At 64.2% G+C, this 26,184-nt stretch carries 24 protein-coding genes; 8 read left to right on the top strand and 16 right to left on the bottom strand.

The genetic code is table 11. From position 1 onward, the window contains the following. Positions 1-6 precede the first annotated feature (6 nt). Both Q390_RS0103690 and Q390_RS0103685 read left to right on the top strand, forming a co-directional pair. Positions 7-2,817 carry an Hsp70 family protein gene (locus tag Q390_RS0103690; RefSeq protein WP_027994861.1) on the top strand — a complete coding sequence of 937 codons (2,811 nt, stop codon included), beginning with the start codon at positions 7-9 and terminating at the stop codon, positions 2,815-2,817. A gap of 130 nt (positions 2,818-2,947) precedes the next feature. After that, on the top strand, positions 2,948-3,616 hold the full coding sequence (locus tag Q390_RS0103685; protein ID WP_027994860.1) for a TetR/AcrR family transcriptional regulator: 669 nt from the start codon (positions 2,948-2,950) through the stop codon (positions 3,614-3,616). Between the two features lie 39 nt (positions 3,617-3,655). On the opposite strand, the gene Q390_RS0103680 is transcribed toward Q390_RS0103685, so the two are convergent. Then, positions 3,656-6,223: a penicillin acylase family protein gene (locus Q390_RS0103680; RefSeq protein WP_027994859.1), complete on the bottom strand. Its 2,568-nt coding sequence runs from the start codon at positions 6,221-6,223 to the stop codon at positions 3,656-3,658. A gap of 280 nt (positions 6,224-6,503) precedes the next feature. On the opposite strand from Q390_RS0103680, the gene Q390_RS0103675 reads away from it, so the two are divergent. Further along, positions 6,504-7,127, top strand: coding sequence for a DUF4142 domain-containing protein (locus Q390_RS0103675; RefSeq protein ID WP_425423927.1), 624 nt, complete (start codon positions 6,504-6,506; stop codon positions 7,125-7,127). 5 nt (positions 7,128-7,132) lie between these two features. Beyond that, complete coding sequence (locus Q390_RS0103670) at positions 7,133-7,450, top strand: cupredoxin domain-containing protein (RefSeq protein ID WP_037472042.1); 318 nt, start codon at positions 7,133-7,135, stop codon at positions 7,448-7,450. Positions 7,451-7,456: 6 nt separating this feature from the next. Here Q390_RS0103670 and Q390_RS0103665 read toward each other — a convergent pair whose 3' ends face one another. Both Q390_RS0103665 and alr read right to left on the bottom strand, forming a co-directional pair. Beyond that, positions 7,457-8,374 carry a lytic transglycosylase domain-containing protein gene (locus Q390_RS0103665; RefSeq protein ID WP_245606855.1) on the bottom strand — a complete coding sequence of 306 codons (918 nt, stop codon included), beginning with the start codon at positions 8,372-8,374 and terminating at the stop codon, positions 7,457-7,459. A gap of 293 nt (positions 8,375-8,667) precedes the next feature. Further along, positions 8,668-9,783, bottom strand: coding sequence for an alanine racemase (gene alr, locus Q390_RS0103660; RefSeq protein ID WP_027994855.1), 1,116 nt, complete (start codon positions 9,781-9,783; stop codon positions 8,668-8,670). 155 nt (positions 9,784-9,938) lie between these two features. Between alr and lplT the strand changes: the two genes are divergently transcribed. The 3 genes from lplT (at position 9,939) to Q390_RS0103645 (ending at position 13,269) form a co-directional block, all read left to right on the top strand. After that, positions 9,939-11,243 carry a lysophospholipid transporter LplT gene (lplT, locus tag Q390_RS0103655; protein WP_027994854.1) on the top strand — a complete coding sequence of 435 codons (1,305 nt, stop codon included), beginning with the start codon at positions 9,939-9,941 and terminating at the stop codon, positions 11,241-11,243. Positions 11,244-11,298: 55 nt separating this feature from the next. Next, positions 11,299-12,186 carry an EamA family transporter gene (locus Q390_RS0103650; RefSeq protein ID WP_027994853.1) on the top strand — a complete coding sequence of 296 codons (888 nt, stop codon included), beginning with the start codon at positions 11,299-11,301 and terminating at the stop codon, positions 12,184-12,186. A 108-nt stretch (positions 12,187-12,294) separates the two neighbouring features. After that, complete coding sequence (locus Q390_RS0103645) at positions 12,295-13,269, top strand: magnesium and cobalt transport protein CorA (RefSeq protein ID WP_027994852.1); 975 nt, start codon at positions 12,295-12,297, stop codon at positions 13,267-13,269. Between the two features lie 93 nt (positions 13,270-13,362). Here the strand turns inward: Q390_RS0103645 and Q390_RS17415 are convergent, their stop codons facing one another. The 9 genes from Q390_RS17415 to Q390_RS0103600 form a co-directional block, all read right to left on the bottom strand. Next, the gene (locus Q390_RS17415) at positions 13,363-14,286 is read right to left on the bottom strand and encodes a ProQ/FINO family protein (protein WP_245606854.1); all 924 of its coding nucleotides are present in this window, start codon (positions 14,284-14,286) and stop codon (positions 13,363-13,365) included. A gap of 90 nt (positions 14,287-14,376) precedes the next feature. Further along, positions 14,377-14,970 (bottom strand): excalibur calcium-binding domain-containing protein, encoded by a 594-nt coding sequence (locus Q390_RS0103635; RefSeq protein WP_027994851.1) that lies wholly within the window; start codon positions 14,968-14,970, stop codon positions 14,377-14,379. Between the two features lie 71 nt (positions 14,971-15,041). After that, positions 15,042-16,277 carry a glycolate oxidase subunit GlcF gene (gene glcF, locus Q390_RS0103630; RefSeq protein ID WP_027994850.1) on the bottom strand — a complete coding sequence of 412 codons (1,236 nt, stop codon included), beginning with the start codon at positions 16,275-16,277 and terminating at the stop codon, positions 15,042-15,044. A 49-nt stretch (positions 16,278-16,326) separates the two neighbouring features. Beyond that, on the bottom strand, positions 16,327-17,112 hold the full coding sequence (locus tag Q390_RS0103625) for a YoaK family protein (RefSeq protein ID WP_027994849.1): 786 nt from the start codon (positions 17,110-17,112) through the stop codon (positions 16,327-16,329). 4 nt (positions 17,113-17,116) lie between these two features. Further along, positions 17,117-18,247: a glycolate oxidase subunit GlcE gene (gene glcE, locus Q390_RS0103620; RefSeq protein WP_027994848.1), complete on the bottom strand. Its 1,131-nt coding sequence runs from the start codon at positions 18,245-18,247 to the stop codon at positions 17,117-17,119. A gap of 74 nt (positions 18,248-18,321) precedes the next feature. Continuing rightward, positions 18,322-19,503: an SMP-30/gluconolactonase/LRE family protein gene (locus Q390_RS17410; protein ID WP_084153753.1), complete on the bottom strand. Its 1,182-nt coding sequence runs from the start codon at positions 19,501-19,503 to the stop codon at positions 18,322-18,324. Positions 19,504-19,759: 256 nt separating this feature from the next. Continuing rightward, positions 19,760-21,190, bottom strand: a complete 1,431-nt coding sequence (gene amt, locus Q390_RS0103610; protein WP_027994847.1) for an ammonium transporter — start codon at positions 21,188-21,190, stop codon at positions 19,760-19,762. 38 nt (positions 21,191-21,228) lie between these two features. Next, positions 21,229-21,567 (bottom strand): P-II family nitrogen regulator, encoded by a 339-nt coding sequence (gene glnK, locus Q390_RS0103605; RefSeq protein WP_027994846.1) that lies wholly within the window; start codon positions 21,565-21,567, stop codon positions 21,229-21,231. A gap of 42 nt (positions 21,568-21,609) precedes the next feature. Continuing rightward, the gene (locus tag Q390_RS0103600) at positions 21,610-22,341 is read right to left on the bottom strand and encodes a TorF family putative porin (RefSeq protein WP_027994845.1); all 732 of its coding nucleotides are present in this window, start codon (positions 22,339-22,341) and stop codon (positions 21,610-21,612) included. A 199-nt stretch (positions 22,342-22,540) separates the two neighbouring features. Between Q390_RS0103600 and Q390_RS0103595 the strand changes: the two genes are divergently transcribed. After that, positions 22,541-24,103: a YifB family Mg chelatase-like AAA ATPase gene (locus Q390_RS0103595; protein WP_027994844.1), complete on the top strand. Its 1,563-nt coding sequence runs from the start codon at positions 22,541-22,543 to the stop codon at positions 24,101-24,103. Positions 24,104-24,205: 102 nt separating this feature from the next. Here the strand turns inward: Q390_RS0103595 and Q390_RS0103590 are convergent, their stop codons facing one another. From Q390_RS0103590 to Q390_RS0103570, 4 genes are all read right to left on the bottom strand, one after another. Continuing rightward, on the bottom strand, positions 24,206-24,424 hold the full coding sequence (locus Q390_RS0103590; protein ID WP_027994843.1) for an HP1242/YdcH family protein: 219 nt from the start codon (positions 24,422-24,424) through the stop codon (positions 24,206-24,208). Between the two features lie 257 nt (positions 24,425-24,681). Next, positions 24,682-24,870 (bottom strand): hypothetical protein, encoded by a 189-nt coding sequence (locus tag Q390_RS17405; protein ID WP_037472040.1) that lies wholly within the window; start codon positions 24,868-24,870, stop codon positions 24,682-24,684. 109 nt (positions 24,871-24,979) lie between these two features. Continuing rightward, on the bottom strand, positions 24,980-25,687 hold the full coding sequence (locus Q390_RS20270; RefSeq protein WP_245606853.1) for a helix-turn-helix domain-containing protein: 708 nt from the start codon (positions 25,685-25,687) through the stop codon (positions 24,980-24,982). A 142-nt stretch (positions 25,688-25,829) separates the two neighbouring features. Beyond that, entirely contained in the window at positions 25,830-26,042 is a 213-nt protein-coding gene (locus Q390_RS0103570; protein WP_027994840.1) for a restriction endonuclease subunit S domain-containing protein, read from the bottom strand. Positions 26,043-26,184 lie beyond the last annotated feature (142 nt).

Raw genomic sequence — 26,184 nt, 5'->3', positions numbered from 1 at the left:
GCGGCGGTGAGTACAGCGCGCTACACCGTCGGCATCGACCTGGGTACCAGCCACACCGTCGTCGCCTATGCAGACCTCTCAGCGGCGGACGCGGGCGGCGACAGCATCCACCTGCTGCCCATCGACCAGCTGATCGCTCCGGGCGAAGTGGCTGCTCCTGCGCTGCTGCCGTCGCTGCGCTACCACCCGGCAGCGGGTGAACTGAGCGCTGCGGATTTAGTGCTGCCGTGGTCGTCAGCAGAAACGGCGGTGCTGGGCCGCTACGCCCGCGACTTGGGCAGCCAAGTGCCGGGTCGGCTGGTCAGCAGCGCCAAAAGCTGGCTATCGCACCCTGGCGTTGATCGCAGCGCCGCCATCCTGCCGTGGGGTGCCGCCGACGATGTAGAAAAGATCTCACCGGTAGCGGCCAGCGCCAGCTATCTGGCGCATGTCCACGCAGCATGGAATGCACGCTTCCCCAGCGCACCACTGGCACAGCAAGACATCGTGCTGACGGTGCCGGCCTCGTTTGACGAAGGCGCGCGTGCCCTGACGCTGCAAGCGGCGCGCGACGCTGGTTTGGGGCCGCTGCGCCTGCTGGAAGAGCCGCAAGCCGCCTTCCACGACTGGCTGTTTTGCCAACGCCAGCAACTGGCCGCGCAACTGCACGGCGTAGCGCAGCTACTGGTCTGCGACGTCGGCGGTGGCACCACCGACCTGACGTTGATCCACGTGGAACACACCACCGCCAAGCCCGACGCCCTGCCGCGTCTGACGCGCATCGGCGTCGGCGAGCACCTGATGCTCGGCGGTGACAACATGGACTTGGCGCTGGCACACCATATCGAGCGCACGCTGGGCAGCAGCACCCGCCTGCCCGCCGCGCGCTTTGCCCAACTGGTGCAACGCTGCCGTACCGCCAAAGAACTGCTGCTGGGTGCCGACGCACCGGCGCACACCAGCATCACGCTGCTCGGCGGCGGCGCACAACTGGTGGGCGGCGCGCGCTCGGTCACGCTGACCCGCGCTGTGGTCGAGCGTCTGGTGGTCGATGGCTTTATGCCGCAAGAAGAGGCCAGTATCCGCCCACAACGCCGCCGCTCCGGCCTGGTCGAACTGGGCCTACCCTACCCGGCCGACGCGGCCATCACACGGCACTTGGCGGCGTTTCTGGAGCGCCATTCCGGTACCGGCCCCACCTTGGCCGTGCCCGACACCCTGCTATTGAACGGCGGCGTGTTCCGCGCCCCGGCGCTGGCACAGCGGCTGGAACACGTCCTGACGCACTGGCGCGGCGCTCCAGTGCGCGTGTTGCAACACAGCGACCCGGACACCGCCGTGGCGCGCGGCGCAGTCGCCTACGCTTTGGTGCGCGCCGCGCGTGTGCCGCAGCTCGGGCACGGCGTCGGTGGTGGTTCGGCGCGCAGCTATTTTTTACTACTGGAAGACGATAAAAAAGACGCGCCGCCGCGCGCCATTTGCGTGCTGCCGCGCGGCACCGACAGCGCCATCGAAGTACCGCTGCTCGGCCACAGCTTTGCCCTGTGTTTGGGGCAAGCGGTGCGCTTTCACTTGGTGGCCTGCGCCGCCAACACTGCGTGGCAAGCCGGTGATGTGATTGACCTGCCAGTGCCCGGCACTGGCGACGATGCCCCCAGCTTCGTCCACCTGCCACCGCTGGAAACCGTGCTGCCCGCAGCAGCCGGTCAGCGCCGGGGGCATGTCACGGTGCAACTGAGCGCCACCATGACCGAGGTCGGCACGCTGGAAATGCACTGCACCCACGCCGACGACCCGGCGCAGCGCTGGCTGTTGGCGTTTCAAGTGCGCAGCCATGCAAGTGATGACAGCGCAGCCGATAGCGGCAGTGCAGAAGACAACGCCGCGCATCCACGCCTAGACCAAGCCATCGCCTTGATCGAGCGCGTATTCGGCAGCGCCACGCCCCAGCAACCCGTCACCACCAAAGAAATCCGCCAACTGCGCAGCACACTGGAGCACCTGCTGGGCGCGCGCGACACGTGGAGCATTGCACTGCTGCGCACCCTGTTCGATGCCCTGTGGACGCGCGCCCGCCGGCGCCGGCGCAGCGCCGAACATGAGCGCGTCTGGCTCAATTTGGCTGGCTACTGCCTGCGCCCCGGCATGGGCACGCCGCTGGACAGCTGGCGCATCGACCAACTCTGGCCGCTGTTTTCCGAAGGCATCCAATACACCGGCGAAAGCCGCAACTGGTCGGAGTGGTGGACGCTGTGGCGCCGCGCCGCCGGCGGCTTGAATGAAGCGCAGCAACTGCACATTCTCGAAACCCTTGCCGGCCATTTGGAAGACACCGACGCCGGCAAACGCGCCCGCCACCCGGTGCAAGGCAGCTACGACGACATGGTGCGGCTGGCGGCGCTGCTGGAGCAATTGCCCGGCCACCACCGCGCCGAAACCGGCCGCTGGGTGCTAGAGCGGCTGCAACGCCCCGACGAGAACCCGCAAACTTGGTGGGCCTTGGGGCGCCTGGGCGCGCGCGTACCGCTCTACGGCAGCGCGCACACCGTGGTGCCCGCGGAGATCGCCAGCGGCTGGCTGCAAGCCCTGCTGGCGCTGGACTGGAAAGCAGTGGAACCCGCAGCGTTTGCCGCTGCGCAAATCGCCCGCATGAGTGGCGACCGCACGCGCGATTTAGCGCCCGAACTGCGCGAACAAGTCGCCCGCCGCTTGGCCGCCGTGCGCGCCCCAGCCAGCTGGGTCACGATGGTGCGCGAAGCCGTGCAACTCGATGATGCAGACCAAAAGCGCAGTTTTGGCGAGGCCTTGCCGCCAGGATTGCGTCTGCTGGCGAGATGATGGGCACACCGGACGAACCTGTGAAGCGCCCCATAGAGCGTTTCGCAAACCATGTTGCGCTCAAGCAAAGGCCGGCACCTTCCGAATCCCGGCGGAGAACGCCCTCAAGCTACATGCAAGCACCCCATCCATGAATCAAAAGAAAACGTCCCGCCTCCCCACCGATCAGCAGCGCAGCATCCTGGCGAATTCGGCGGCCCTGTTTGCCAGCCGGGGGTATCCCTCGACCACGATGAACGATGTGGCGGACGCCTGCAAACTTTCCAAAGCGACGCTGTACCACCACTTCGCCGATAAAAGCGAGCTTCTGCACACCATTGCGGATGAGCATGTATCGCGCCTGGTGGCGCTGGTCGAGAAAATCACCGCACAACCGCATACCCCCGAAAATTTACTGCGCTTACTTATCTTGGGCTTCATGCATGAATACGAAAACGCCCACCATGCACACCGGGTACTGACAGAGGACGTCCGCTTTCTGAGTCCGCCATCCAGAGAGGCCATTTGGGACAAGGAGCGCGTGGTGGTGCGTGCCTTCGCCAGCGCCATGGTGGCGATGCGACCCGAATTGCAGACAGCGCAAATGGAGAAACCGCTCACCATGCTGCTGTTTGGCATGATGAACTGGATGTTTACTTGGCTGAAACCCGATGGACGGCTCAGCTACGAGGAAATGGCGCGCATCGTCGCCGACCTTTTTCTGGGCGGATTTGCCGCCGTGCAGTGGCCCAACCCCGCCGCCTCGCCAACGGTGGACACCAGCAACGACAACGGCGCCGATCCGACCTGTTCTGGTTGAATCGGCGCCGCCTCTCTGCCACGCGCCCTCGCTGCGGGCTCAGTAGCTCAGTGTCTTGGAAGACTCTTGGTTGGCATTGACCGCCTGGGGAGTCAAGCTCTCTTCGCGGCACGTGAAGTTCTTGTACAGCTCCAACTGGTCGGCGTAGTGCTTGGATTTCGCTCCATTCGGCGCCACAAAACCGCTTTGTCCGGGGGGTGCCACCGTGCACATGGAGACTTCGCCGCCGGCAGCAAACGTGACGCGATCGTTTTGCGTACCACGGTTCATGTAGGTCGGCAAAGACAGCGCCTCGTCGGCACCGGCCTGCGGGTACTGCATGAAGTTCTTCACCGCAAACGTGTGCGGCGTCACCGGTGTGAGCCACTGCGACATGTCCGGGCCGTATTTCGCGGTGAGGCTGGTCACGGCTTGTGCCAAAGTATCGCGAATCAAGGCGTATTTGTCCGCACCGTTCAGGAAGTCATATTTCTGCGGCACGCCTGCTTTGGCGCCCAGCAGGGCGTTGTACAGCAGCTTGGAGCCTGGCGCAGGAGAGGCCGAGCCGGCGGCGCTCGTTGGATAACCCGCGCCAAGGTATCGCTCCACCACCCCCACAGGCAGATCGTCGGCCAGCAGTTGCTTGAAGACCAGGGGCAGCCAGGTGCGCATGACGGTGACGGCGGGTTCGCTGTACACGCCCTTGTCCTGCACATTGGTGTTCAGACCATCCCATTGGCCCAGCAACTGCGCGGCCTGCTGTACCGGATCGGTGGCCGGCAGGCCCCGGGTGGCTTCCAGGATGTAAGGCACAAAATAGCGCGCATTGGGGTCTGAAAAAGAGGTCAGCCGGGTCAGATCGGCGGCTTCCGCTGGTGTCAGCGTGGGTTTGGCATCGATGCGGAAAATGAATTCGTTCACCCGATCGACGATCGAATAATTGGCTCCATCCCCTTGCACCCCAGGCGCCGATTGGTTGTTCCAGTTGACGATATAGCCTTGGCTGGGGTTGTAGACCTGGGGCACTTCGCTAAACGGCTTGAACCCCTGCCATTCCATGCTGCCATCGCCCAGCGCGGGCAAACGAACGTCCTGGTTGGGTGGCCGAATCGGCAACCGGCCGGGTGACACATAACCAATGTTGCCCAGCTTGTCGGCGTAGTACCAGTTGATGGTGATGGCGACGCGCTCGGCCTGCTTCAGCCACTCCGTCCAGCTCTTGGCTTTCACGGAGTGAATCCAGCCCAGCAGCGTCTCGACTTCCTGGCCGTCCCAGCTGCGGCGCATGCTGTAGGCGGTGCCCTTGGCCGCATCCATGCTGGTCACAGTGCCGTGGACGGTGGAGAACACCTCGACCGTAATGTCCTTGTCGCCCTTGACCTTGACCACCTCGACACGCTTTTTCATCGGCCGATAGGTGCCATTGAACAAATACTCGTTGGCATTGTTGATTTTTTCCTCGTACATGTCGTTGACATCCAGCGGCCCGGCAGTGGCGCCCCAGGAAATATGCCCATTGGTGCCAAACAAGATCACCGGATTGGCAAAGGGCGTATTGCCCGTGACATCAAACCCCGCCCCGTGCAGACCAATGCCATACACGTAGCTAGGATTGAAATTGCCGAATTGCGGGCCATTGCTGAAGATGGTGCTTTTGTCGCTGGTCTTGTTCGGCCCCAAAATCCACAGGTTGCTGGCCTTGGGACGTTCGTCCGGTGTGGCCAGTCCACGCCAGGCGGCAAAAAGGGTGTTCTGCTCTTGGAGCATTTCAGCCGGAACAGGCGACAGGCGGGCCTGTTGCTGCTCGGCAAACAGCGCTTTGGAGGGTGGCTTTTGCGCAACCATTTGCGGCGCGGCGCGGCGTGGCCCCTGGGCGGCTACCACAGTGGCTGGCGCATTCGCCTGTACCACTTGCACCGGGGTATAGCCTGCCGCGCGTGGTACCGTCGTGGGCGACGTCGGATCTTCCAGCCAGCGCAGCTGTTCAAAAATCTGCTGGCCGACGGCATCGCCCTTGGCCGCTTTCAAATCATTGAGCAGTTGGAGGTTTGAAATTTCGCTGTTGCTGTTGGAGAAACGGACCGCCATCGTGACCACCCACACCATTGCCACATCTTCCGCCGTCCAGGCAACAGGCTCAAAGCCGGCGTCAATGAACTGCTTGGGCATCAGCTCCTGCTTGTTGGCCATGACTTCCTGAATGCGGGCATTGAACCCCTCGGCATAGCCCTGAAAAATATCCTTGTCGTCCTGGGACAGTGCTGCCAGCTGGGCCTGGATCGAGGCCGGATCGATGAGCTTGCGCGTAGCGACGTCCAGGTCGGCATAAGCAGCGCCATGCACTTGCGCAACGGTGCCATACGAAGACCGTTTGGCCATCTCTATCTGATAGAGGCGGTCTTCTGCGACGGCGTAACCGTAGCCATGGAAGAGTCCCCGCACGGTGTCGGCATAGACATGCGGAATGCCATAACTGTCACGTTTGATAGTGAGCTTTTTTTGCTCGGGCTGGCTGGGCTGACCCACCGAAGTATCCCCGTCACTGCTGCCGCAACCTATCGTTGTCGCCGCCAGCGCGAATGTAGCGATCAAGGCGCCGGCGCGGCTCGATACTTTGATTTTTCTCATGTTTTTTCTCCGGTTTGGCTGATTTGCATCAATTCTGACAACCGATCAATTGATCTACCGACCGGTTGGTCGAGAAGTTTAAGGGGCACTGTTTGCGTCTTTGATTAGGGATAACCATAATTTTGTGTGCCGTTAAAAAACAGAACACGCCCGATCGCTAAGGCGCTGCCAAGCCAGCCAGCGCCTCAACATTCGCTTTCTGCTCGCACGCACAGCGCACTTCCTGACAGAGAGATCAGCAAAATGCCCATCTCTTTCGCTGCACTCAGTGGTACATCTGATGTCTCCACCACACCCTCAGGAGTCCGTCATGCAACTGTCCCTTCTTCCCCTGGCTCTGGCGCTGGCCTTTGCCGCCGGCACCACCCATGCACAAAGCACAGCACCCGCCGAGATGCCCGCTTCGGCACAAAGCACATCACCTGCCGACGCGCACAGCACGGCGCCCAACGATGCGCAAATTGCCTCCATCGTGGTCACGGCCAACCAAGTGGACATCGACGCCGGCAAGCTGGCCGCATCCAAAGCGCATTCCAAAGAAGTGAAGTCCTTTGCCAAGCAGATGGTCAGAGACCACACCTCGGTCAACAAGGCAGCAACCGCCCTGGTCAAGCGCCTCAAGGTCACACCGGAAAACAACGACACTAGCAAAAGCCTGAAAAAAGCGGGGCAAGACAACATCGCCCCCCTCAAGACCCTCAAAGGCACTGCGTTTGATCGTGCTTACGTCGCCCACGAAGTCAGCTACCACCAGACGGTGATTGATGCGCTGGACAAGACCTTGCTGCCCAGCGCGCAAAATGCCGATCTCAAGGCCTTGCTGGAGAAATCCCGGCCGACATTCATCCAGCACCTGGACCACGCCAAACAGCTCGAAACCTCGCTTGGCAAGAGTGGGAGCTAAAAGCTATGCAGCGCACAGCAGCCGTCGTGCTGGCGCTGGGCGGTGCTTGGACACTCGCCCTGGCACCAGCGGTAGCAGAGACACACACCATCGTCATGGAGAACATGCGCTTCACGCCCGACACGCTCACGCTGCGGCGCGGCGACAGCGTGGTCTGGCGCAACGACGACTTGGTGCCGCACACCGCCAGCGCCGCCAAAGTGTTTGACTCGGGCAGCATCGAACCCGGTAAATCCTGGAGCACTGTGCTGCGCAAGGCCGGCAGCGTGCCGTATGTGTGCACCTTTCACCCCGGCATGAAAGCCACGCTGACGGTGGAATAAAACAGCTTACTTGCGCGCCAGTGCCGTGCGGATGTTTTGCAATGCTGGCGAAGGTCGCGTTATCTTGCGATCAAACGGATGCACCGCCGCCCCCACAGCGCGCAGCACCCGCTGTACATAAGCCCGTGTTTCCAGATACGGCGGCACGCCCCGGTAGCGCTCGACCTTGCCTTCGCCCGCGTTGTAGGCGGCGGCCACCAATGCAACGTCGCCCTCAAAGTACGCCAGCAGCCAGCGCAAATAGGTCAGCCCACCGCGGAGATTTTGCGCCGGATCATAGGGATTTTTGACGTTGAAACGCTCGCTGGTTTCGGGGATCAACTGCATCAGTCCCTGGGCGTTTTTGGGTGACAGCGCTTGGCTGTTGAAATTCGATTCCGCCGCGATGATGGCCAGTGCCAGTTGCGGCTCGACTTGGTACTGGGGCGCCATTTTCAGTACCAACTCAAAAATCTTGCGCGGCGCAATGCGCTGGTAATCCACGCCGGGCGTGGCCACGGCGGACAGGCTGGGTGCGATCAGCGGGGGGCGCATGCAGTCGGGCACCTCGGCGCCCAGGCCACCAACCACCCGCAACATGCGCTGTGCGACCGCCAGTCCTTGCTCGGCCGCCGCATGGAAAAAAAACGCGGCGGTCGTATCGTTGCGCGGCACGCCGCGCCCATTGGCATACATCCAGCCCAGGTTGTACTGGGCCTGCGCGTCGCCCAGACGGGCGCTGCGGCAATACAGCGCGGCCGCCTGCACCGGATCACGCGCCACGCCCTCGCCATGCTCCAGCGCCACGGCCTGCTGGCGCAGTTCCTCGGCTACAACTGCACCGCTGGGCACACCCTGCTGCGCCAAGGCAGCGACCGGCGCCACCAAGCAGCCCAGCGCCCAAGGCAACCAGTGCCAGCGCAAACGCAAGGACGGAGAGAACATGCTCATCGCGGCTGGGGCCCTCATGGTGAATGCCGGGCCCGTCCCCACCCACGGAGACATCAGAACACCCAGGCAAATCCATTATGGGAGTCGTGTTACAGGTCTGCATAGGAACAAGCGGTAACTGGCAAGTCCCCAGAAAACCGTGCCCGCAGCTGGCGTGGCACTGTGTGCAATTAGGCCTAAAACAGGCAACAAACCTTTATCTGGCAAGCACTTTAAGCTACTTTAATAGTAGCTAAAAATCGGCACCAAACCACAGCCGCTGCGCCAGGCGGCATTCGCACACATGCTCACACCACCGCCACCGCCACCGGCACACGCGGCGCCAGGGCGCACATCAACTCATAGCCCACCGTGCCCGCCGCCGCCGCCACTTCATCGATAGGCAGCACAGCGCCGTTCTCAGCGCGGCCCCACAGCGTGACCTCACTCCCAAAACCCACCTCGAGCCCAGCGGCAATGACCGGGTTCAAGTCCACCGCTAGCAAATCCATGCTGACGCGGCCGAGCAAGCGGGTGCGTATGCCGTTCACCAGTACCGGCGTGCCCGTGCCGGCGTGGCGCGGGTAGCCGTCGGCATAGCCGCAAGCCGCGACACCGATGGTGGTCGGCTGGTCGGCGGTAAAGCACGAGCCGTAGCCGACGCTGTCGCCGGCTTGCAGTTGTTGCAAGGCGACCAAGCGCGTGCTTAGCGTCATGGCCGGTTGCAAGTCCCAGTGCGCGGCGCCGTGCTCGGGATGGTCGGGCGCACTGCCGTACAGCACGATGCCGGCGCGCACCCAGTCGGCGGCCAGCGCCGCTTGGACGCTGGCATGGCGCAGCACGCCGGCGCTGTTGCACAGGCTGCGCTCGCCGGGCAGGTCTTGCGTGGCGGTGTCAAAGGCGGCGACTTGGTGGCCAATGCCGCGCGCGCCGTCGGCATCCGAAAAGTGCGTCATGAACGAGATTTCATCCACCTGCGGCAGCGCATTGAGCCGTGCCCAGGCGCTGCGAAAGCGCTGCGGCGTAAACCCCAGGCGGTTCATGCCCGAGTTCATTTTCAGAAACACGCGGTGTCCGAGCTGCGTCTTGTGCGCGGCCAGCATGTCGATCTGCTCGTCGCAGTGGATGGTGTGCCACAGCCCCAGGCGCGAGCACAGCTCCAGGTCGCGCGCCTCGAACACGCCCTCCAGCAACAGGATCGGGCCGCGCCAGCCGAGTTGGCGTAGGCGCTGCGCCTCCTGCAGGTCCAGCAGGGCAAAGCCGTCGGCGCCGCGCAGCCCGTCAAACACACGCTCGATGCCATGGCCGTAGGCATTGGCCTTGACGACCGCCCAGACTTGCGCATCGGGCGCGGCACGGCGCACACGCGACAGGTTGTGTTGCAGGGCGCTGGGGTGGATCAGGGCACGGATGGGACGCGGCATGGGAGGGGGTGGGGTGGGCACTCAAAGAAGAAGGCGAGATTCTGGCACCGCAGCGCGCGGTGTGCGTGATATAACCGCCGATCACTCTTGGACAGTCTCCCGGGGTTCCCCATTTATCAGCTCATTCGACCCACGGATGGCCTTTCAGCGATGCGATGAAGCGCGGATTTTTTACCATCATGTCGGCGCAGTTTTTCAGCTCGCTGGCCGACAACGCGCTTTTCGTCGCTGCTGTGGAGTTGTTGCTGTCCAATGGCGCGCCCGAATGGCAACGTGCCGCCCTAGTGCCGATGTTTGCGCTGTTCTATGTCGTGCTGGCGCCCTTTGTCGGTGCTTTTGCCGATGCCCTGCCCAAGGGCCGCGTCATGTTCATCAGCAACGCCATCAAAATCGTCGGCTGCCTGATGATGTTGTTTGGTTCGCACCCACTGATTGCCTATGCCGTCGTCGGCCTGGGCGCCGCTGCCTACTCGCCGGCCAAGTACGGCATCCTCACCGAGCTGCTGCCCGCCTCGCAACTGGTCAAGGCCAACGGCTGGATCGAAGGTCTGACCATCACCTCGATCATTCTGGGCGTCCTGCTGGGCGGCCAGTTGGTCGGGCAGCGGCTGTCGCAGGTTTTGCTGTCGGTCGATCTGCCCTGGATCGACACCGGTATCAGTACGCCGTCCCAAGCCGCCATTGCCACCCTGATTGCGGTGTACGCCCTGGCAGCCTGGTTCAACCTGCGCATTCCGCTGACCGGCGTGGAAATGCGCCCGCTGCGCCACGATGCCGAGCGCAGCATTGCCGCCAACACGCTGGCGCTGCTACCCGACTTCTGGGCCTGCAACCGCCGCCTGTGGAGTGACAAGCTGGGACAGATTTCGCTGTCCACCACCACCTTGTTCTGGGGCGCCGGCGGCAACCTGAAATTCATCGTGCTGGCCTGGGCCGCCGTGGCGCTGGGCTACAACACCACCCAGGCCTCGGCGCTGACCGGCGTGGTGGCGATTGGCACGGCGGCGGGCGCCATCCTGGCATCGCTGCGCATGCGCCTGGACAGCGCCACGCGCGTCATCCCCATGGGCATTGCCATGGGCGTGTTGCTGGTGCTGATGGTGTTCATCCACAGCATCTGGATCGCGGTGCCGTTCCTGATTTTGCTGGGCGGTCTGGGCGGTTTTCTGGTGGTGCCGATGAATGCGCTGCTGCAGCACCGCGGCCACAACCTAATGGGCGCGGGCCGCTCGATTGCGGTGCAAAACTTCAACGAACAGGCGGCCATTCTGGGCATGGGCGCGCTCTACAGTCTGTCGCTGAAACTCGGCCTATCGGTGTTTGGCGCCATCACCGTATTTGGCGTACTGGTCGCCGGGGCCATGTGGCTGATCCGCTTCTGGCATCTGTACAACTGCAAATACCACCGTGCCGCCGTCACGCACCTGCTGCGCATTGCGCGCCGCGACAACCACCACTGAAAATTCAGTTTTGATAGCTTAAAGCGCTTAACCCATAAGCGCTACAGGCCATTTCATGCATTATTTCTTGCCCGCCCTGGCGCTGCTGTTGAACGCCTTGATCTGGGGCGTTTCGTGGTGGCCATTTCGCCTGTTACAGGGCGCCGGCCTGCACCCGCTGTGGGCCACCGCCTTGTTGTATGCCGTGGCGCTGGTCGCGCTGCTGGCGCTGCGTCCGGGGGCGCTGCGCCTGGCCTGGCAGCACCCGGCCCTGTGGCTGCTGGCGCTGGCGGCGGGCCTGACCAATGTGTGCTTCAACTGGGCCGTGACGGTGGGCGACGTGGTGCGCGTGGTGCTGCTGTTCTATCTGATGCCGGCATGGTCGGTACTGCTGGCCTGGAAGCTGCTGGGCGAAGTGCCGACACCGCTGGCGCTGCTGCGCCTGCTGCTGGCCTTTGCTGGCGTGGTACTGGTGGTGGTGCCCCCGGGCCAGCCGCTGTCACAGCTAACCACAGGTTTGTCTGCCATCGATGGACTGGCTGTTGCGGGCGGCTTTTTCTTTGCTCTGACCAACGTGCTGCTGCGCCGCCTGCACCACGTCCCCGATGCCGCACGCATGGTGGCGATGTTTGGCGGCGCGGCGCTGCTGGCGGGCCTCAGCGCCGGCCTGGGATGGTCCATGGGCCTGGTGCCGCCGCCTCCGGTGCTGGCCAGCGGCTGGGTCGTGGTGGCGCTGGCGCTGGCAGGGGCCTTTATAACGGGCAACTGGGCGTTGCAATACGGCGCCGCGCGCTTGGCGGCCAGTGCCACCGCGCTCATCATGCTCAGCGAAGTGGTCTTTGCCAGCGCCTCGGCGTGGCTGCTGGACGCTGCCGTGCTCAGCCCACGCACCCTGGCCGGCGGCGCGCTGATCGTGCTGGCGGCACTGCTGGCCAGCCTGCCGGCGCGGCGCGCACCGACCTGACATACCGCCGCCAAGCGCACCCATGCAGCGGGCCCGACTGCCAGGGCAGGACATGCGAAGATCCGCCCTTCGCCGTTTCCACCCCTCTGCCTGGCTCCGACCGCTTCCATGATCATCAACTGCGTTGTCTACGAAAACGGTCGCAAGTGCGCCGATATCCATACCGATGACATCAGCGACTGGCTGCAGCGCCCGGGCTGCCTAGTCTGGGTCGCCCTGCACGACCCGGATGCCGCCGAGCTGGCGCAGATGCAGCAAGAGTTCAACCTGCACGAACTGGCCGTGGAAGACGCGCGCAAAGGCCACCAGCGGCCGAAGATCGAGGAATACGGCAGCATGGTGTTTGTCGTCATGCACCTGCTCGACCCGACTGCGCCGGCCGACACCGACGAACCGCTGGGCGAGTTGGCGGTGTTTGCCGGACCCAATTTTGTGCTGTCGGTGCGCAACCGCAGCCAGTATGGCTTTCAGGACGTGCGCGATCGCTGCGAGCGCGAGCCCCAACTGCTGCAAAGCGGCGCCGGTTTTGTGCTGTACGCGCTGATGGATGCGGTGGTGGACCGCTACTTTCCCGTGCTCGACGACTTTGAAGCCGAACTGGAAGACGTGGAGGAGCAGATCTTCACCCCCGGCGCAGCGCGCGGCAACATCGAGCGGCTTTACGCCTTGAAGCGGCGCACCGGCATGCTGCGCCATGCGGCCGCACCACTGCTGGATGTGCTGGGCAAGCTGCACGGCGGGCGCGTTCCCAGCGTGTGCAGCCGCGTACAAGAGTATTTCCGCGACGTGCACGACCACGTCACGCGCATCAGCGGCGCCATCGACGCCATGCGCGACACCATCGGTACGGCGATCCAGGTGAACCTGTCGATGGTGACGATCGAAGAGTCGGAAACCACCAAACAGCTCGCCGCCTGGGCCGCCATTTTTGCCGCCTCGACCGCGCTGGCCGGCATCTGGGGCATGAACTTCACAGGCATGCCCGAGCTGCATTGGAAGTATGGCTACCCGCTTGCCCTGGCAACGATCTTCAGCACCGGCGTGGTGCTGTACTGGCGCTTCCGCAAGGCGGGGTGGCTGTAGGCGCTCTTTGCAGTCAAATTGGCCTACCGCCCTTTAAATACGTGCGTCAGCAGCTATTTTTTTGATAGTTGCTAGCGCTTTTTCATGCGGCTTTTATGCGGCGTCGGGTGCAGGGTGTGGCTCGATGGGGTCAGCTGCCACCTCTGGCTCTACTGCTGCTGCGGCGGCGGCCGCCGCTGCTTCAGCCGCCGCCCGCGACCGCGCGTTGTGCAGGCTGCGGGCCACGGCGCGCGGGTCCATGCCGTACATGTCAGCGAACTCGTCCACGCTCTTGCCGCTGGCCTCGAAAGTGCGCTGCAGCGCTTCTTCGCGGGCGATTTTTGCGGACAGTTCGGCCAGCGCTTCGTCCAGCAGGGCGTTGGCCGCTGCGTCGCGCGTGCGCACGCGCTCGGCGTATTCTTCGCGCGACAGGCCACTGGCCTCGATGTTGGCGACGATGCGCGCACGCAGCTTGGGCAGCAGGTCTTCGGTGCTGCGGCCCTGGCGGCGCCGGTGCACTTCCAGCAAGGCTTGGTGGATGTGCTCAGGCGCCATGGCTTCGACCGGCTGGCCTTGCAGGTCGTGGCGCTGCTGGCCGGCAGCGACGCATTGCAGATAGCGCGTCGAGCGCGTGTGGATGCCCAGCGCCAGCTTCAGTGCTTCGCGCTCAAACGCTTCCGGGTGGGCGCTCAGCAGGTCCTGAAAAATGCCGCGCTTGAGCGGCAAAAACACCGCACCAAACAGCTGCGGGTACAGCGCGGCCAGTTGCTCCAGCGCCGGCGGGATGGCGCGTGGGGCACGGCGTGGGGCAGCGGTGGCATCGGCTGGTGCATGCGCATCAGCGGGTGCAGCTTGGTCGCCGCCACCGGGTTTGCGCCCGCGGCCACGGCCACCCCGGCCACCCCGGTTTGAAGCGCCTGCGGGGCGGTGCGTGTCAGCAGCGCTGGCGGAAGCGTTCTCAGGCAGCGCGGGCGCGGCAGCGCCTTCGGGGGCAGCGGGCGCGGCGGTCTGGTCTGGAGTGGGCAGGTGGTCGGTCATATAGGTGTAGCGGATAACAGCAACAAAGCCCTCAATCATGCCAGCCTTGGCGTCAAAGGCCTGTAAAGCAGTCTCCGCCCGGTGATGGGGTTAACGCGTGCACCATTGCTGCTCACAGGGCACGCCGTCACCATCGCCGTCCATTTTGGTGGTGGGACAATTTTTCAAAAAGAAGGTGGCCTCGGCGCAGGAGGTCATTTGAGAACAGTGTTGCCGGCTATCACAGCGGTAGCTGCTAGGCACCAGAGGCGCCACCGCCGGGATGCTGCGGCCGGCAGGTGGGGCGTCCTCCCATGGCGCTGCCACTGTCGCGCTGGCCCGCGCCTGCTGGTAGGCGTCGTACTTTGAGTAGCCCACGCCCAACACAGCGCACACCAGCAGCAGCACTACCAGCTTGCCAAACACGCCGGTGGACGAATGGTTGCGTGACAGTTGCGGCGGCGTGCGCCGGGCAGCAGTGGAGCGCGGCGCCACGGCACCGGGCCGCTGAATGGCCACGGCTTGCTTTTTACCGCCCTGCGCCAGCGCCACCTCAAAGCTCAAGGGCTCGTTGAGTTGCGGCCGCTGACCATCGCGCGGAAATGCCGAGATATGTGCAAACAGCTCCTGGCCGCCTTGCGTCGGCTGGATAAAGCCAAAACCCCGGTCGTCATTCCACTTCGCAAGTGTTCCCTCAAAACGCATGGCGCCTCCCTGTTCCCTTGTTTATGGGCGCCATGGTAGCGACGGTGCCGCCGCACCTGAATTTCTGCCGCTCAGGGCTGACCAGCCAAGGCCTCGTCCAGCACCTGCACCCAATGGCGTACCGGCGTGGCGGTGCCGCTTTGCAGGTGGGTGATGCAACCAATGTTGGCCGAGGTGATCACCGTCGGCTCCAGCGCGCCCAGGTGGCCCAGCTTGCGCTCGCGCAACTGCTGGGACAGCTCAGGCTGCAGCACCGAATAGGTACCGGCCGAGCCACAGCACAAATGCGCTTCACACAAAGCCACGCGCACGTCAAAGCCGAGCGCGCGCAGGTGTGTTTCCACGCCGCCGCGCAGCTGCTGGCCGTGTTGCAAGGTGCACGGCGCATGAAAGGCCATGACACCCTGGGGTACGTCGGCCAGTTTTCCTTGCAGCAGTGGGGTGATGTCGGGCAGCAGCTCGCTCAGGTCGCGCGTCAGGGCACTGATGCGCGCCGCTTTGGCGGCGTACTGCGCGTCGTGTTGCAGGTGGTAGCCGTATTCCTTCACCGTGGCGCCGCAGCCCGAGGCGTTCATGACCAGGCATTCGACCGCGCCGCTATCGATGTGCGGCCACCAGGCGTCGATGTTGGCGCGCATGTGGGCCAGCCCGCCGTCCTGGTCGTTCAGGTGGAATTTGACCGCGCCGCAGCAGCCGGCCTCGGGGGCGATGATGGTCTGGATACCGGCGGCGTCCAGCACCCGTGCGGTGGCGCTATTGATGCCCGGCGCCATGCTCGGCTGCACGCAACCCGCCAGCAGCAAGACCTTGCGCGCGTGTGACCGCGTCGGCCAGACACCGGCCGGCTCGGGCGCTGGCACCTTGGCGCGCACGCTGGCTGGCAGCAGACTGCGCACCGCCTGGCCCAGTTGCATGGCCGGGGCAAACAGCGGCGAGGTCAGGCCCTCTTTCAGCAGCCAGCGCGTGGCCCGTTCGCCCAGCGGGCGCGGCACCTGCGCGTCAACCAGCTTGCGGCCAATATCGACCAGGTGGCCATATTGCACGCCGCTCGGGCAAGTGGTTTCGCAGTTGCGGCAGGTCAGGCAGCGGTCTAAATGCAGCTGCGTGCTGCGCGTCGGCGTTTGGCCTTCCAGCACCTGCTTGATCAGGTAAATACGCCCGCGCGGGCTGTCCAGCTCGTCACCGAGCAATTGGTAGGTCGGGCAGGTGGCGGTACAAAAACCGCAGTGCACGCATTTGCGCAGGATGGCTTCGGCGACCTGGCCGTCGGCCGTGCCCTGGAACAGGGGAGCAAGCTGGGTTTGCATGGTATGGGTGGTGAAACAGATAAAAAATAGCGGGCGTGTTCAGAGGCCATCAGGGGCGGTCTGGCGCAGTGCCTTGGCGGCGCAGGCGCCACAGCGTGCGCAGGCGCTCCAGATCCGCCATCAGCGGCGGCAACGACAGCGCCAAGATCAGCGCGGCCAGCGGCACCACCCAGATGAAGCCAATGTATTTGAAACCTGCCGCCCCGACCACGCCGCCGCTGGTGAACATGGCCAGCAGGCTGGCGTACAGGCGCATGCGCACATGGTTCGCGCGCACCTGCGCCGCCGGCGGGGTGCCGCTGCGGTTCCAGTAAAACATCTTGCCCATCTCTATCCCTAAGTCGGTGATGACGCCGGTCATGTGCGTGGTGCGGATCTGCGCCGACGACATCTTGGTCACCACGGCGTTTTGCAGTCCCATGATGAAGGCCAGCAGCAGCACCGTCAGTGGCACGGCAAACACCGTGTGCCAGGTCAGGGTGATGGCACCCATCAGGCCAAACAGCAGCATCAGCAGCGCTTCGAGCAGCAGCGGCAGCGCAAAGCCGCTGCGCAACTGGTGCGCCCGCGCCCAGTTGACCAAAATCGCCGTGGTGCCGGCGCCCGACAGAAAGGCCCACAGCACGCCCACGGCACTCAACACCAGCGCCAGATTGCCCAGCACCACGTTGTCCGCCAGCAGCGACAAAAAACCCGACATGTGCGAGGTGTACATTTGCACCACCAGAAAACCACCGGCATTGACCGCGCCGGCGTTGAAGGCCAGCAGCAGGCCCAGCGCACGGTTGGTAGACGAGGTGCGGTGGCGTCCGGTCAGGTGGCGCAGTCGCCGCATGGCGCTAAGCGCCTACAGCGCCCGCACGTGCCGGATTGAAGAGTCCGGCCGGATCGAACGCCTGGCGTAGCCGCTGGTGGATCGCCCCCAGAGCAGCCGAATGCACAGCAAAACAGCCTTCAGCCTTTAAAGAGCCTGCGCTACCAGCTACAAAAAGAGAAGCACTCCCACCGGCCAGCAGGGCTTTTTCATACAAGGCGGCAGCATGTTTACGCGGCGCCTGCACCCAGCGCAGGGCGCCGTGCCACTCGACCAGCGGCGCCGCCACGCCTTCGGGCAGCGCCAGCACCGGCGCGGTGTCGGGCACCGACAGGCGCCACAAATCCAGCGGCGGCTCAGCGGGTGACTGCGTGCGCGCAGCAAACCAAGGCAAGGTCTGCTCGCGGCAGGCATGCCAGTCAGGGGCCACGGCAGCGTTGTCCAGCCGTTCGCCGCCCATGCTTTTGCACGCCGCCTCGACCGCAGCCACTGCACCGCGCAGGCGCACATACAGCTGGCCCGCCTCGGCAGTCTGCAGCCAGCAACTGGCATTCAGCGGCAGCGGCTGGCCGCCCCAAGTATGCAGACGGCGCAGCGCTTCAGCCTGGTCACAATCAAAGCGCAGCGTGGACTCGCCCGGGGTCAGCGGCAGCACCTTCAGACTGACCTGCGTCAGCAAGCCCAAAGTGCCCCAGGCGCCCACCATCAGGCGCGAGACGTCGTAGCCAGCGACGTTTTTCATCACCTGGCCACCAAAAGTCAAATGTTCGGCGCGGCCATTGATCAGCTCCACGCCCAGCACAAAATCGCGCACCGCACCGACGCTGGCGCGCCCCGGGCCGGACAAGCCCGCCGCCACCATGCCGCCCACCGTGGCACCTGCACCAAAGTGTGGTGGCTCGAACGCCAGGCACTGCCCGTGCTCGGCCAGCAGCGCCTCCAGCTCGACCAGCGGCGTGCCAGCGCGCGCGGTGACGACCAGCTCGCTGGGTTCATAGCTGACCACGCCGCGGTAGGCGCGCGTATCGAGCGCCTCGCCTTGCAGCGGCACACCACCATGAAAGTCTTTACTCCCGCCACCACGGATGCGCAGCGGCGCCTGGTGTGCCGCGGCATCGCGCACACGCTCGATCATCTGTTGCAGAACACGTTCCATAGTCGCCGATGGTACGCCTGCGACCAGGGTGCAACGGCGCAATGATGGCGGTGGCCACCCCCTTATTTGGGCGTTCAGCCCAGCAAGCCGGCCTCGATGGCAGCAGCGTCCAGCAGCGCAAAGGTGCAGTTGTGGCGCGCCGTCAATGGCCCACCACCGGGCACCAGGTCCGTGCCCTCGTAACCCATGGCCTTGAACTTCCACCGGCCACCGATCCATTTCAGGTGACCGACCGGCGCGCCACTGGCGAGCAAAACGGCGACCACGCCGTCATTGACGGCTTGCAGCGTCAAAGCCGGCACCACCTGCGGCAGCGCCGCACCCGACTCGACAAACGCATTCACCGGCAAGCCTGGCACCGCCACGGGCTGCGCCAGCGCCAGCACGTGGCCGGCCAGCGGCGTGCGTGCCAGATCCGCTGGCGGACGGCCGTGGCGCGCGCTGGTGACAAACAGCGTGCGCCCGTCCGGCCCACCCAGGCAGACCATGGTCGGGCACACCACGGGCGTGGCAATCGCTTGCAGTACTGCGCCGCCGGGCGAGAGTTGCAGCACGCGCCCCCCTTCGTACAGCGCGCACCAGTAGTTGCCCTCTGCATCGACCGCTGCGCCGTCGGGGCGACCGCCATAGGGCACGCCCTCCCCCGGTTGCCAGCCCGCCGGCTTGAGCGCAAACGGGTGCAGCAGGCGCACCGGGCCGAGGGTGTTGTGCGCGCCGTCCCAGTCGCGCGCTTCGATGCGGTGCGTCGGCGTGTCGGCGCTGTACAACGTGCCTTGGTCAGGCGACCAGCCCAGGCCGTTGAGCGTGCTGGCGCCGCCCCACATGCGCTGCACTTGTGCCGGACCCTGGCGCGCATCGATGCAGTACATCGCCGCATGGCCACCGCCGGGCCGCTCGTCGCGCGTACCCACCCAGAAACGCCCGCGCGGATCACATTTGCCGTCGTTGGCGCGTTCATGCGCCGGGTCGTAGGGCAGGCGCGCAAGGCAGTCCAACGCCCCGCCCCAGTGCTGCGCGCGGTAGATGCCGCTGCGCAGCGCCAACACCCAGCCGCTGGGACGGCCATCGGTGCGCGCCGGCGCGATACAGCCGGGCTCATCGGGCAGCGGCCAGCGCTCGGTGGCGCCGCTGGCCGGGTCGGTGCGCAAAGCGGCGCGCCCGGCAATGTCCACCCAATACAGCCGGGCGTCGTCTGCCGACCAGAACGGCGACTCGCCCAACTGCGCCGCCTCACGGGTAATCACGCGCCATGCCATGTGCTTGCTCCTGCAGTGTCAGAGCCGCAGATTAGAGCGCGAACCGGTTTTGATCTCTGTACACAGGCATAAAAAAATACCAAGTTACTGCAAAATAGATAGCACATAGCGCATGACTGGCATGGGCTTTAGCGCCATTTGATTCAAATTAATTGAAATCTGACCCCAATAATTCTGACCCCAATACCTCCCCCAGCAACTCTCCATAAAGAAGGCAGCAGTGCCACCAGACACCGCTGCCTTCCCACCCCCTCGTTCAGCGGCTGTACGCTGTTTCGCCGTGAGAGGTGATATCCAGGCCTTCGCGTTCGGCCTCTTCGGGCACGCGCAGCCCCACCAGCAGGTCAGCCAGTTTGTAGGCGATGAACGAGACCACGCCAGACCAGACGATGGTCAGCAGCACGCTCTTCACCTGGATCCACACTTGCGCGCCCATGGCAAAGGTGTCAGGGGTCAGACCGCCGGTGCCGCCCAGGCTTTGCGATGCAAACACCCCCGTCAGGATGGCGCCGACAATGCCGCCCACGCCATGTACACCGAACACGTCAAACGCGTCGTCAGCGCCCAGCATTTTCTTTAAGCCACCCACACCCCACAGGCAGACCACCCCAGCAATCAATCCGAGCACGATGGAGCCCATGGGGCCAACGAACCCGGCCGCTGGCGTAACAGCCACCAGGCCAGCCACGGCACCCGAGGCGGCGCCCAGCATGGAGGCCTTGCCCTTGTGCAGCGCCTCACCGGCCAACCACGACAGCGTGGCAGCGCCTGTGGCCAGGGTCGTGTTGATGAAGGCCAGACCCGCCACGCCGTTGGCGGCACCGGCCGAACCGGCGTTGAAGCCAAACCAGCCGACCCACAACAGCGAGGCACCCACCATGGTCAACGTCAGGCTGTGCGGCGTCAGCGCCTCTTTGCCAAAGCCGATGCGCTTGCCCACCATGTAGGCACCGACCAGGCCAGCGATACCGGCGTTGATGTGCACCACCGTGCCACCGGCAAAATCCAGCGCACCGTCTTTGGCCAACAGGCCACCGCCCCACACCATATGGGCCATGGGGATGTAGCTGAAGGTAAACCACAACACCGCAAACAACAGCACGGCAGCGAACTTGATGCGCTCGGCAAACGAGCCGACGATCAGCGCCACAGTGATGGCCGCAAACGTCGATTGGAAGGCGACGAACACGTATTCAGGAATGGTCGGCAGCACCGCCGAAAGCGTGTCGGGCGCTATGCCCTTGAGGAAGAGCTTGTCGAGGCCGCCAAAGAACTGCCCCTCGCCGGCAAAGGTCAGGCTGTAGCCGTAAACGGCCCACAGCACAGTGATCAGCGCAAAGATCACAAACACCTGCACCAGCACCGACAGCATGTTCTTGGAACGGGCTAGGCCGCCGTAGAACAAGGCCAGGCCCGGAATGACCATCAGGATCACCAGCACGGTGGAGATGAGCATCCAGGCGGTGTCGCCGGAATCGAGCTTGGGTGCGGCGGGGGCCGCAACCACGGCCGCACCAGCGGGGGCCGGCACGGGGGCAGCCACGGCCAGGGCCGCATCGGCGGGGGGCGTGGCTGCAGGGACGATGGCGGTGGTGGATTCGGCCATTACGGCGGTTTGTGCCAAGACAGGCACAGCACTGGCCAACAACCCCACACCGAGCAAGAGACAAGCAAGTAGTTTTTTCATGGCGATTCTCGCGTTCTTGGAAAAAAGAGGGGAGGGGTTCAGAGAGCGTCCTGGCCGGTCTCGCCGGTACGGATACGCACCACCTGATCCAGGTGTGAGACAAAAATCTTGCCATCGCCGATCTTGCCGGTGCGCGCGGCGCCCTCGATGGCCTCAATCACGCGCTCCACCAGTTCGTCCGCCACGGCGGCCTCGATCTTGACCTTGGGCAAAAAATCGACCACGTACTCGGCGCCCCGGTACAGCTCGGTATGGCCTTTTTGGCGGCCAAAGCCCTTGACCTCGGTCACGGTGATGCCTTGCACGCCGATGTCCGAGAGCGCCTCGCGCACCTCGTCGAGCTTGAAGGGCTTGATGATGGCAGTCACTATTTTCATGGGGAGTTCCTCCGTGAGGGGCGCCTCAGGCGCCCGCTGTGGTTACAAGGTTTTGGTGAGCGAAACGACCAGGCGGGCTTTGTTGACGGCGCCGAAATAGTCCTTTTTATTGGCACCGGCCACGGCCGCACCCAGCGACAGACCGCCACCAAAGTCGTAGACGCCGCCTACCTGGTAGTCCATGTAGTTGGGCACGCCGGTGTGCTTGATGTCACTGGCAAAGCGCGTGAAGCCTACCGATGCCTTCAACGTCAGCTGGGGCGCCACTTCCTGGGCAAAGGCGAGGTTCAGGTAACCGGTGTTGCGCCCCTTGAGACCTGAACCCGACTTGGTGCCGGCCCAGCCAAAGTAGTCCTCGGAAACGGTGTGCGAATACTTGGCCGTGACCGGCCCATAGGTGGCCGCGCCATACAGCTCGGTGGTGTTGCCATGGGTGTTGCCGGGGTAGAGATAGGTCAGCGCGCCCAAGTCCAGATCGGCGCCACCGGCCTTGAATTTGTAGCCCCCATACAGGTCGGCTTCGAGGGAGTTGCCGCTCAGCCAGTTCACGCTGGAGTTCCAGTTGCCCACATACCAGCCCGTCTCGCCAAAGGCGTAGTCAAAGCCGCCTTGCAGCGCGGGCTTGAAGGCGCGCACCTTGCTGCTGTCTTGGTCCTGGCCACGGAATTTGTAGTTGCTGGTCAGCGAGAGGTTGCTGCTGAGCTGGGCGCTGGCCAGCAGCGGCAAGGCACAGGCCAGGGCGGCAACGAAAGTCTTGGTGAATGCGTGGGTCATGGTTTCTCCAGAGAGTGGTGCAGGGATACCTGCTGTTATGCACAGACCGTGCCAGGCCCCCGCGCACCACAAAAACGCCCCCGGCAAAGCGCAATCACCCGTACAGTGCAGGCTCTGGCGCAGGCCGCAAACGCACCACCTTGGTGCACGACGCAGCACACCCGCGTCCACCTGCACTTGTCTGGGGAGAAACACCGTCATGAGTCTTGCTTTGGTGCAAAGCCGCGCCCTGTTGGGTCTGGAGGCCCTGCCCGTCACCGTTGAAGTGCATCTGGCTAACGGCTTGCCCAGCTTCACGCTGGTCGGGCTGGCCGATATCGAAGTGAAGGAAGCACGCGAACGGGTGCGCTCGGCGCTGCAAAACGCCGGACTGGAGTTTCCGTACAACAAGCGCATCACCGTCAACTTGGCACCGGCCGATCTGCCCAAGGACTCCGGCCGCTTTGACCTGCCGATTGCGCTGGGCATCCTGGCCGCCAGCGGGCAAATCGACAGCGCACGCTTGGCAGACTACGAATTTGCTGGTGAACTGTCGCTGTCGGGCGAGTTGCGTCCGGTGCGCGGCGCGCTGGCCACCAGCCTGGCACTGCGCACCAGCGGTATCCATGTGCCGCTGGTGTTGCCGCCCGGCAGCGCCGAAGAAGCCGCCCTGGTGCCCGACGCCGTGGTCTATCGGGCACAGCATTTGCTCGATGTGGTGCGCCAGTTTTTGCCCGCCGGCAGCCACGCCGAAGACAACGCCGAGGCCGCGCTCAATAGCACGGCAGACAACCCCGGTTGGGCGCGCATCCGCAGCGTGCCACTGCCCGCCTGCACCCACTACGCCGACTTGGCCGACGTCAAAGGCCAGGCCGGCGCCAAACGCGCGCTGGAGATTGCCGCTGCCGGCAACCACAGCCTGCTGTTGATGGGGCCGCCCGGCTCGGGCAAATCGATGCTGGCGCAGCGCTTTGCCGGCGTGCTACCCGCCATGACGGTGGACGAAGCGCTGCAAAGCGCCGCCATTGCCAGCTTGGCCGGTCGCTTTGCGCTGGAACGCTGGGCGCAGCGCCCCACCTGCAGCCCGCACCACACCGCCAGCGCCGTGGCGCTGGTCGGTGGCGGCTCGCCGCCGCGCCCCGGAGAAATCTCGCTGGCGCACCACGGTGTGCTGTTTCTAGACGAATTGCCCGAATTCCCACGCGCCGCGCTGGAGGCGCTGCGCGAGCCGCTGGAGACCGGCCACATCACCATCTCGCGCGCTGCGCGGCGGGCCGAGTTTCCGGCGCGCTTTCAGATGATTGCCGCCATGAACCCCTGTCCCTGCGGCTACCTGGGCGCCACCCAGCGGGCGTGTCGCTGCTCGCCTGAACAGGTGTCGCGCTACCAGTCCAAGCTGAGCGGCCCGCTGCTGGACCGCATCGACCTGCACGTCGAAGTGCCGGCCCTGCCCGCCAACGAACTGCTGGGCGCGCCACCCGGCGAGTCCAGCGCCAGCATCCGCGAGCGCGTGGCGCAGGCCCGCGGGCGCGCCATGGCCCGGCAAAACTGCGCCAACCAGGCACTGCACGGCCAGGCCATCGACACCCACGTGCTGCTGGCACCGGCTGCGCTGCAGTTTCTGCAAACGGCGTCTGCGCGCCTGGGCTGGTCGGCGCGCGCCACCCACCGCACGCTCAAAGTGGCCCGCACCATCGCCGACCTGGCCGGCGCCGAACACACCGCAGTCGCCCACGTCGCCGAAGCCATGCAATACCGGCGCGCGCTGGTCGGGCACGGGTAGCGCAGAGGCATAACGGGCGCTTGCGCCCATGAAAAAGGGCGCCTTGCGGCGCCCTCGTGAGGAAGTCTGGCAGGCGCTAAACGCCCCCGACCACCGGCCATGTCAGACCGTGGCCGTCTTTTTCAAAATCTCGTACAACTCGCCCTTGATGGCGAGTTTTTCTTTCTTGAGGTTTTCAATTTCGGTCTCGTAGACAGGCGAGTGCTTGTCTTCCAGACCCTTGACCTGGTGATCAAGCTCGTTGTGCTTGTCAAACAGGCGGGTGAAATGGCGGTCGTTGGCACGCAGCTGGGCAATCTGGTCGCGGAATTCAGGGAACATCGGCACTCCTTCGGGGGTTGAATAGGAACAAATTTTTACAGTACCACTCCATGATACGCCCCAGGGGTAAGCCATACAAAGCAGGTCTGGCACCCGAATAGGGCGGATGCAGGTCGCCCCAAGCCGCTGAAGGAATCTGACCCTGTCGCTTCGAAAAAGCATCGCTGCAATGGCACCCCAGCAAAATCATTCATCGCACTTTGTATCTACAGCCCAATGAAGACGCACGGTTTCAGCTATTGTTTTCTATCTGCCATTCAAGCCACCGCTTGCGCCAACGGCCACTGCGGCGCCAGTTCCAGCCCGTGCAAGACGACAAATAAATGCTCCACCTTGGCCGCGTCAAACACGCCGTTCGGCCCCATGGTGTGGATGTCTGTAAAGGTCACGTCCTGCCACCAATCGAACAGCGCGGCGGTGTCGCCGCGAATGGCGGTTTCAGTCAAGGCCAAATGCCGACCCACTGCCCACCCAATGCCGCGCGAGTACCCAGCAATATCAATGCCGCATAGGTGAATGGCCCCTTCACCAGCAGTTCGGCGTTGCTCAGGGTTTCTATATTTGTCCAAGCCGCCTTGCGCGGGTCGCCACTCTTTTTAGCCCAGCGCTCGCGGCACAGGGCGACGGCCTCGGGCGAGAGATCGGCCAACGTGGCGCCGGGGCAAGGCTGGGCCGAAAAATCGGGCCGGTCTCGGCAAGGATGGCGCGCACTTCATGGTCGGCGAGAGGCGTCAAGCTGCTGCCTGCAGGCGCTCCTTCGCCCAACCCAGTTGCACCGTGCAGAGCTAATGTCTCGTCAGGCGCAGCAAAGACCGCGCTCATGGTGTCCAGCAGCGGTACTAATGGACGCTGGCTTAGAGCCTGGCGCGGCAGAGGGTCATATTGCTGCAGCCGCTCGGGGGCCACATCCGTCACGGCACCAGCCGTCATGCCCGGCACAGGGGAAGCTGCACCGGGGCGGATGAAGATTTCTACATCCCGATGCATCAGCGTGATGTAGTGCAGCAGTCGCTCGCTGGAGAAGCGGGTCAGCTTGTAGTTTTTGAGTTCTGACACATGCGGCTGCGCAAGGCCCAAGTGCTTGGCTGCGGCTGCTTGGGTCAGGCCTTCGGCTTGGAGCAGGTCATTGAGTCGCGTGGCCAACTGCACGCGCAGGTGCCGCTCGTCGGCATCGGGCAAGCCCAAATCGGCAAAGACATTGCCCGTGCCCATTTCGATGGTTTCTGCGGCTTTTACTTCTGCCGGTGTTGCTTGAGCGTTCATAGCTGCTCCTTGTAACTCACGTTGCACCAGCTTTGTAGGTCGGGTTAGCGCAGCGTAATCCGACATCTCCCGGCTTCCTTCTACTTCCGGCATAGACGGAGCGGTTCACGTCTTTGGCATCTGTCGGCTTACGCCCTTTGGGCTAACCCGACCTACGGGGATGGATGGAAAGCTGCCCCGCAAACGCCCGCTGCTGCAACGCGACAAACAGCGCATCGAGGGCGCTCAGGGCGCTGCGGTGGCTGGCTTTGAGGGCTCCAATCACCTCGATGCGGGGGGCGAAGGTTTGCTGGAGAGGGCGCGGGGAGAGTTCGACCCGAATAGACAAGACTTTTTCTTGCGAAATGTTCTTCATGGACCCGCTGGTTCCACAAATGCGGTGGCGCCAACCCACTCGCTGGTAGGGACTCGGCTGCATAAGAGATCGCCAGCGCGCACGATAGGAGACTGGGGAGGGAAGTCGTCAATGGGTACAGCTTTGCTTTGTTCTGGCTTGT

The organism is Simplicispira psychrophila DSM 11588, assembly GCF_000688255.1.
Taxonomy (GTDB): Bacteria; Pseudomonadota; Gammaproteobacteria; order Burkholderiales; family Burkholderiaceae_C; genus Simplicispira; species Simplicispira psychrophila.
This window is presented reverse-complemented; position numbering and strand designations above follow the sequence as displayed.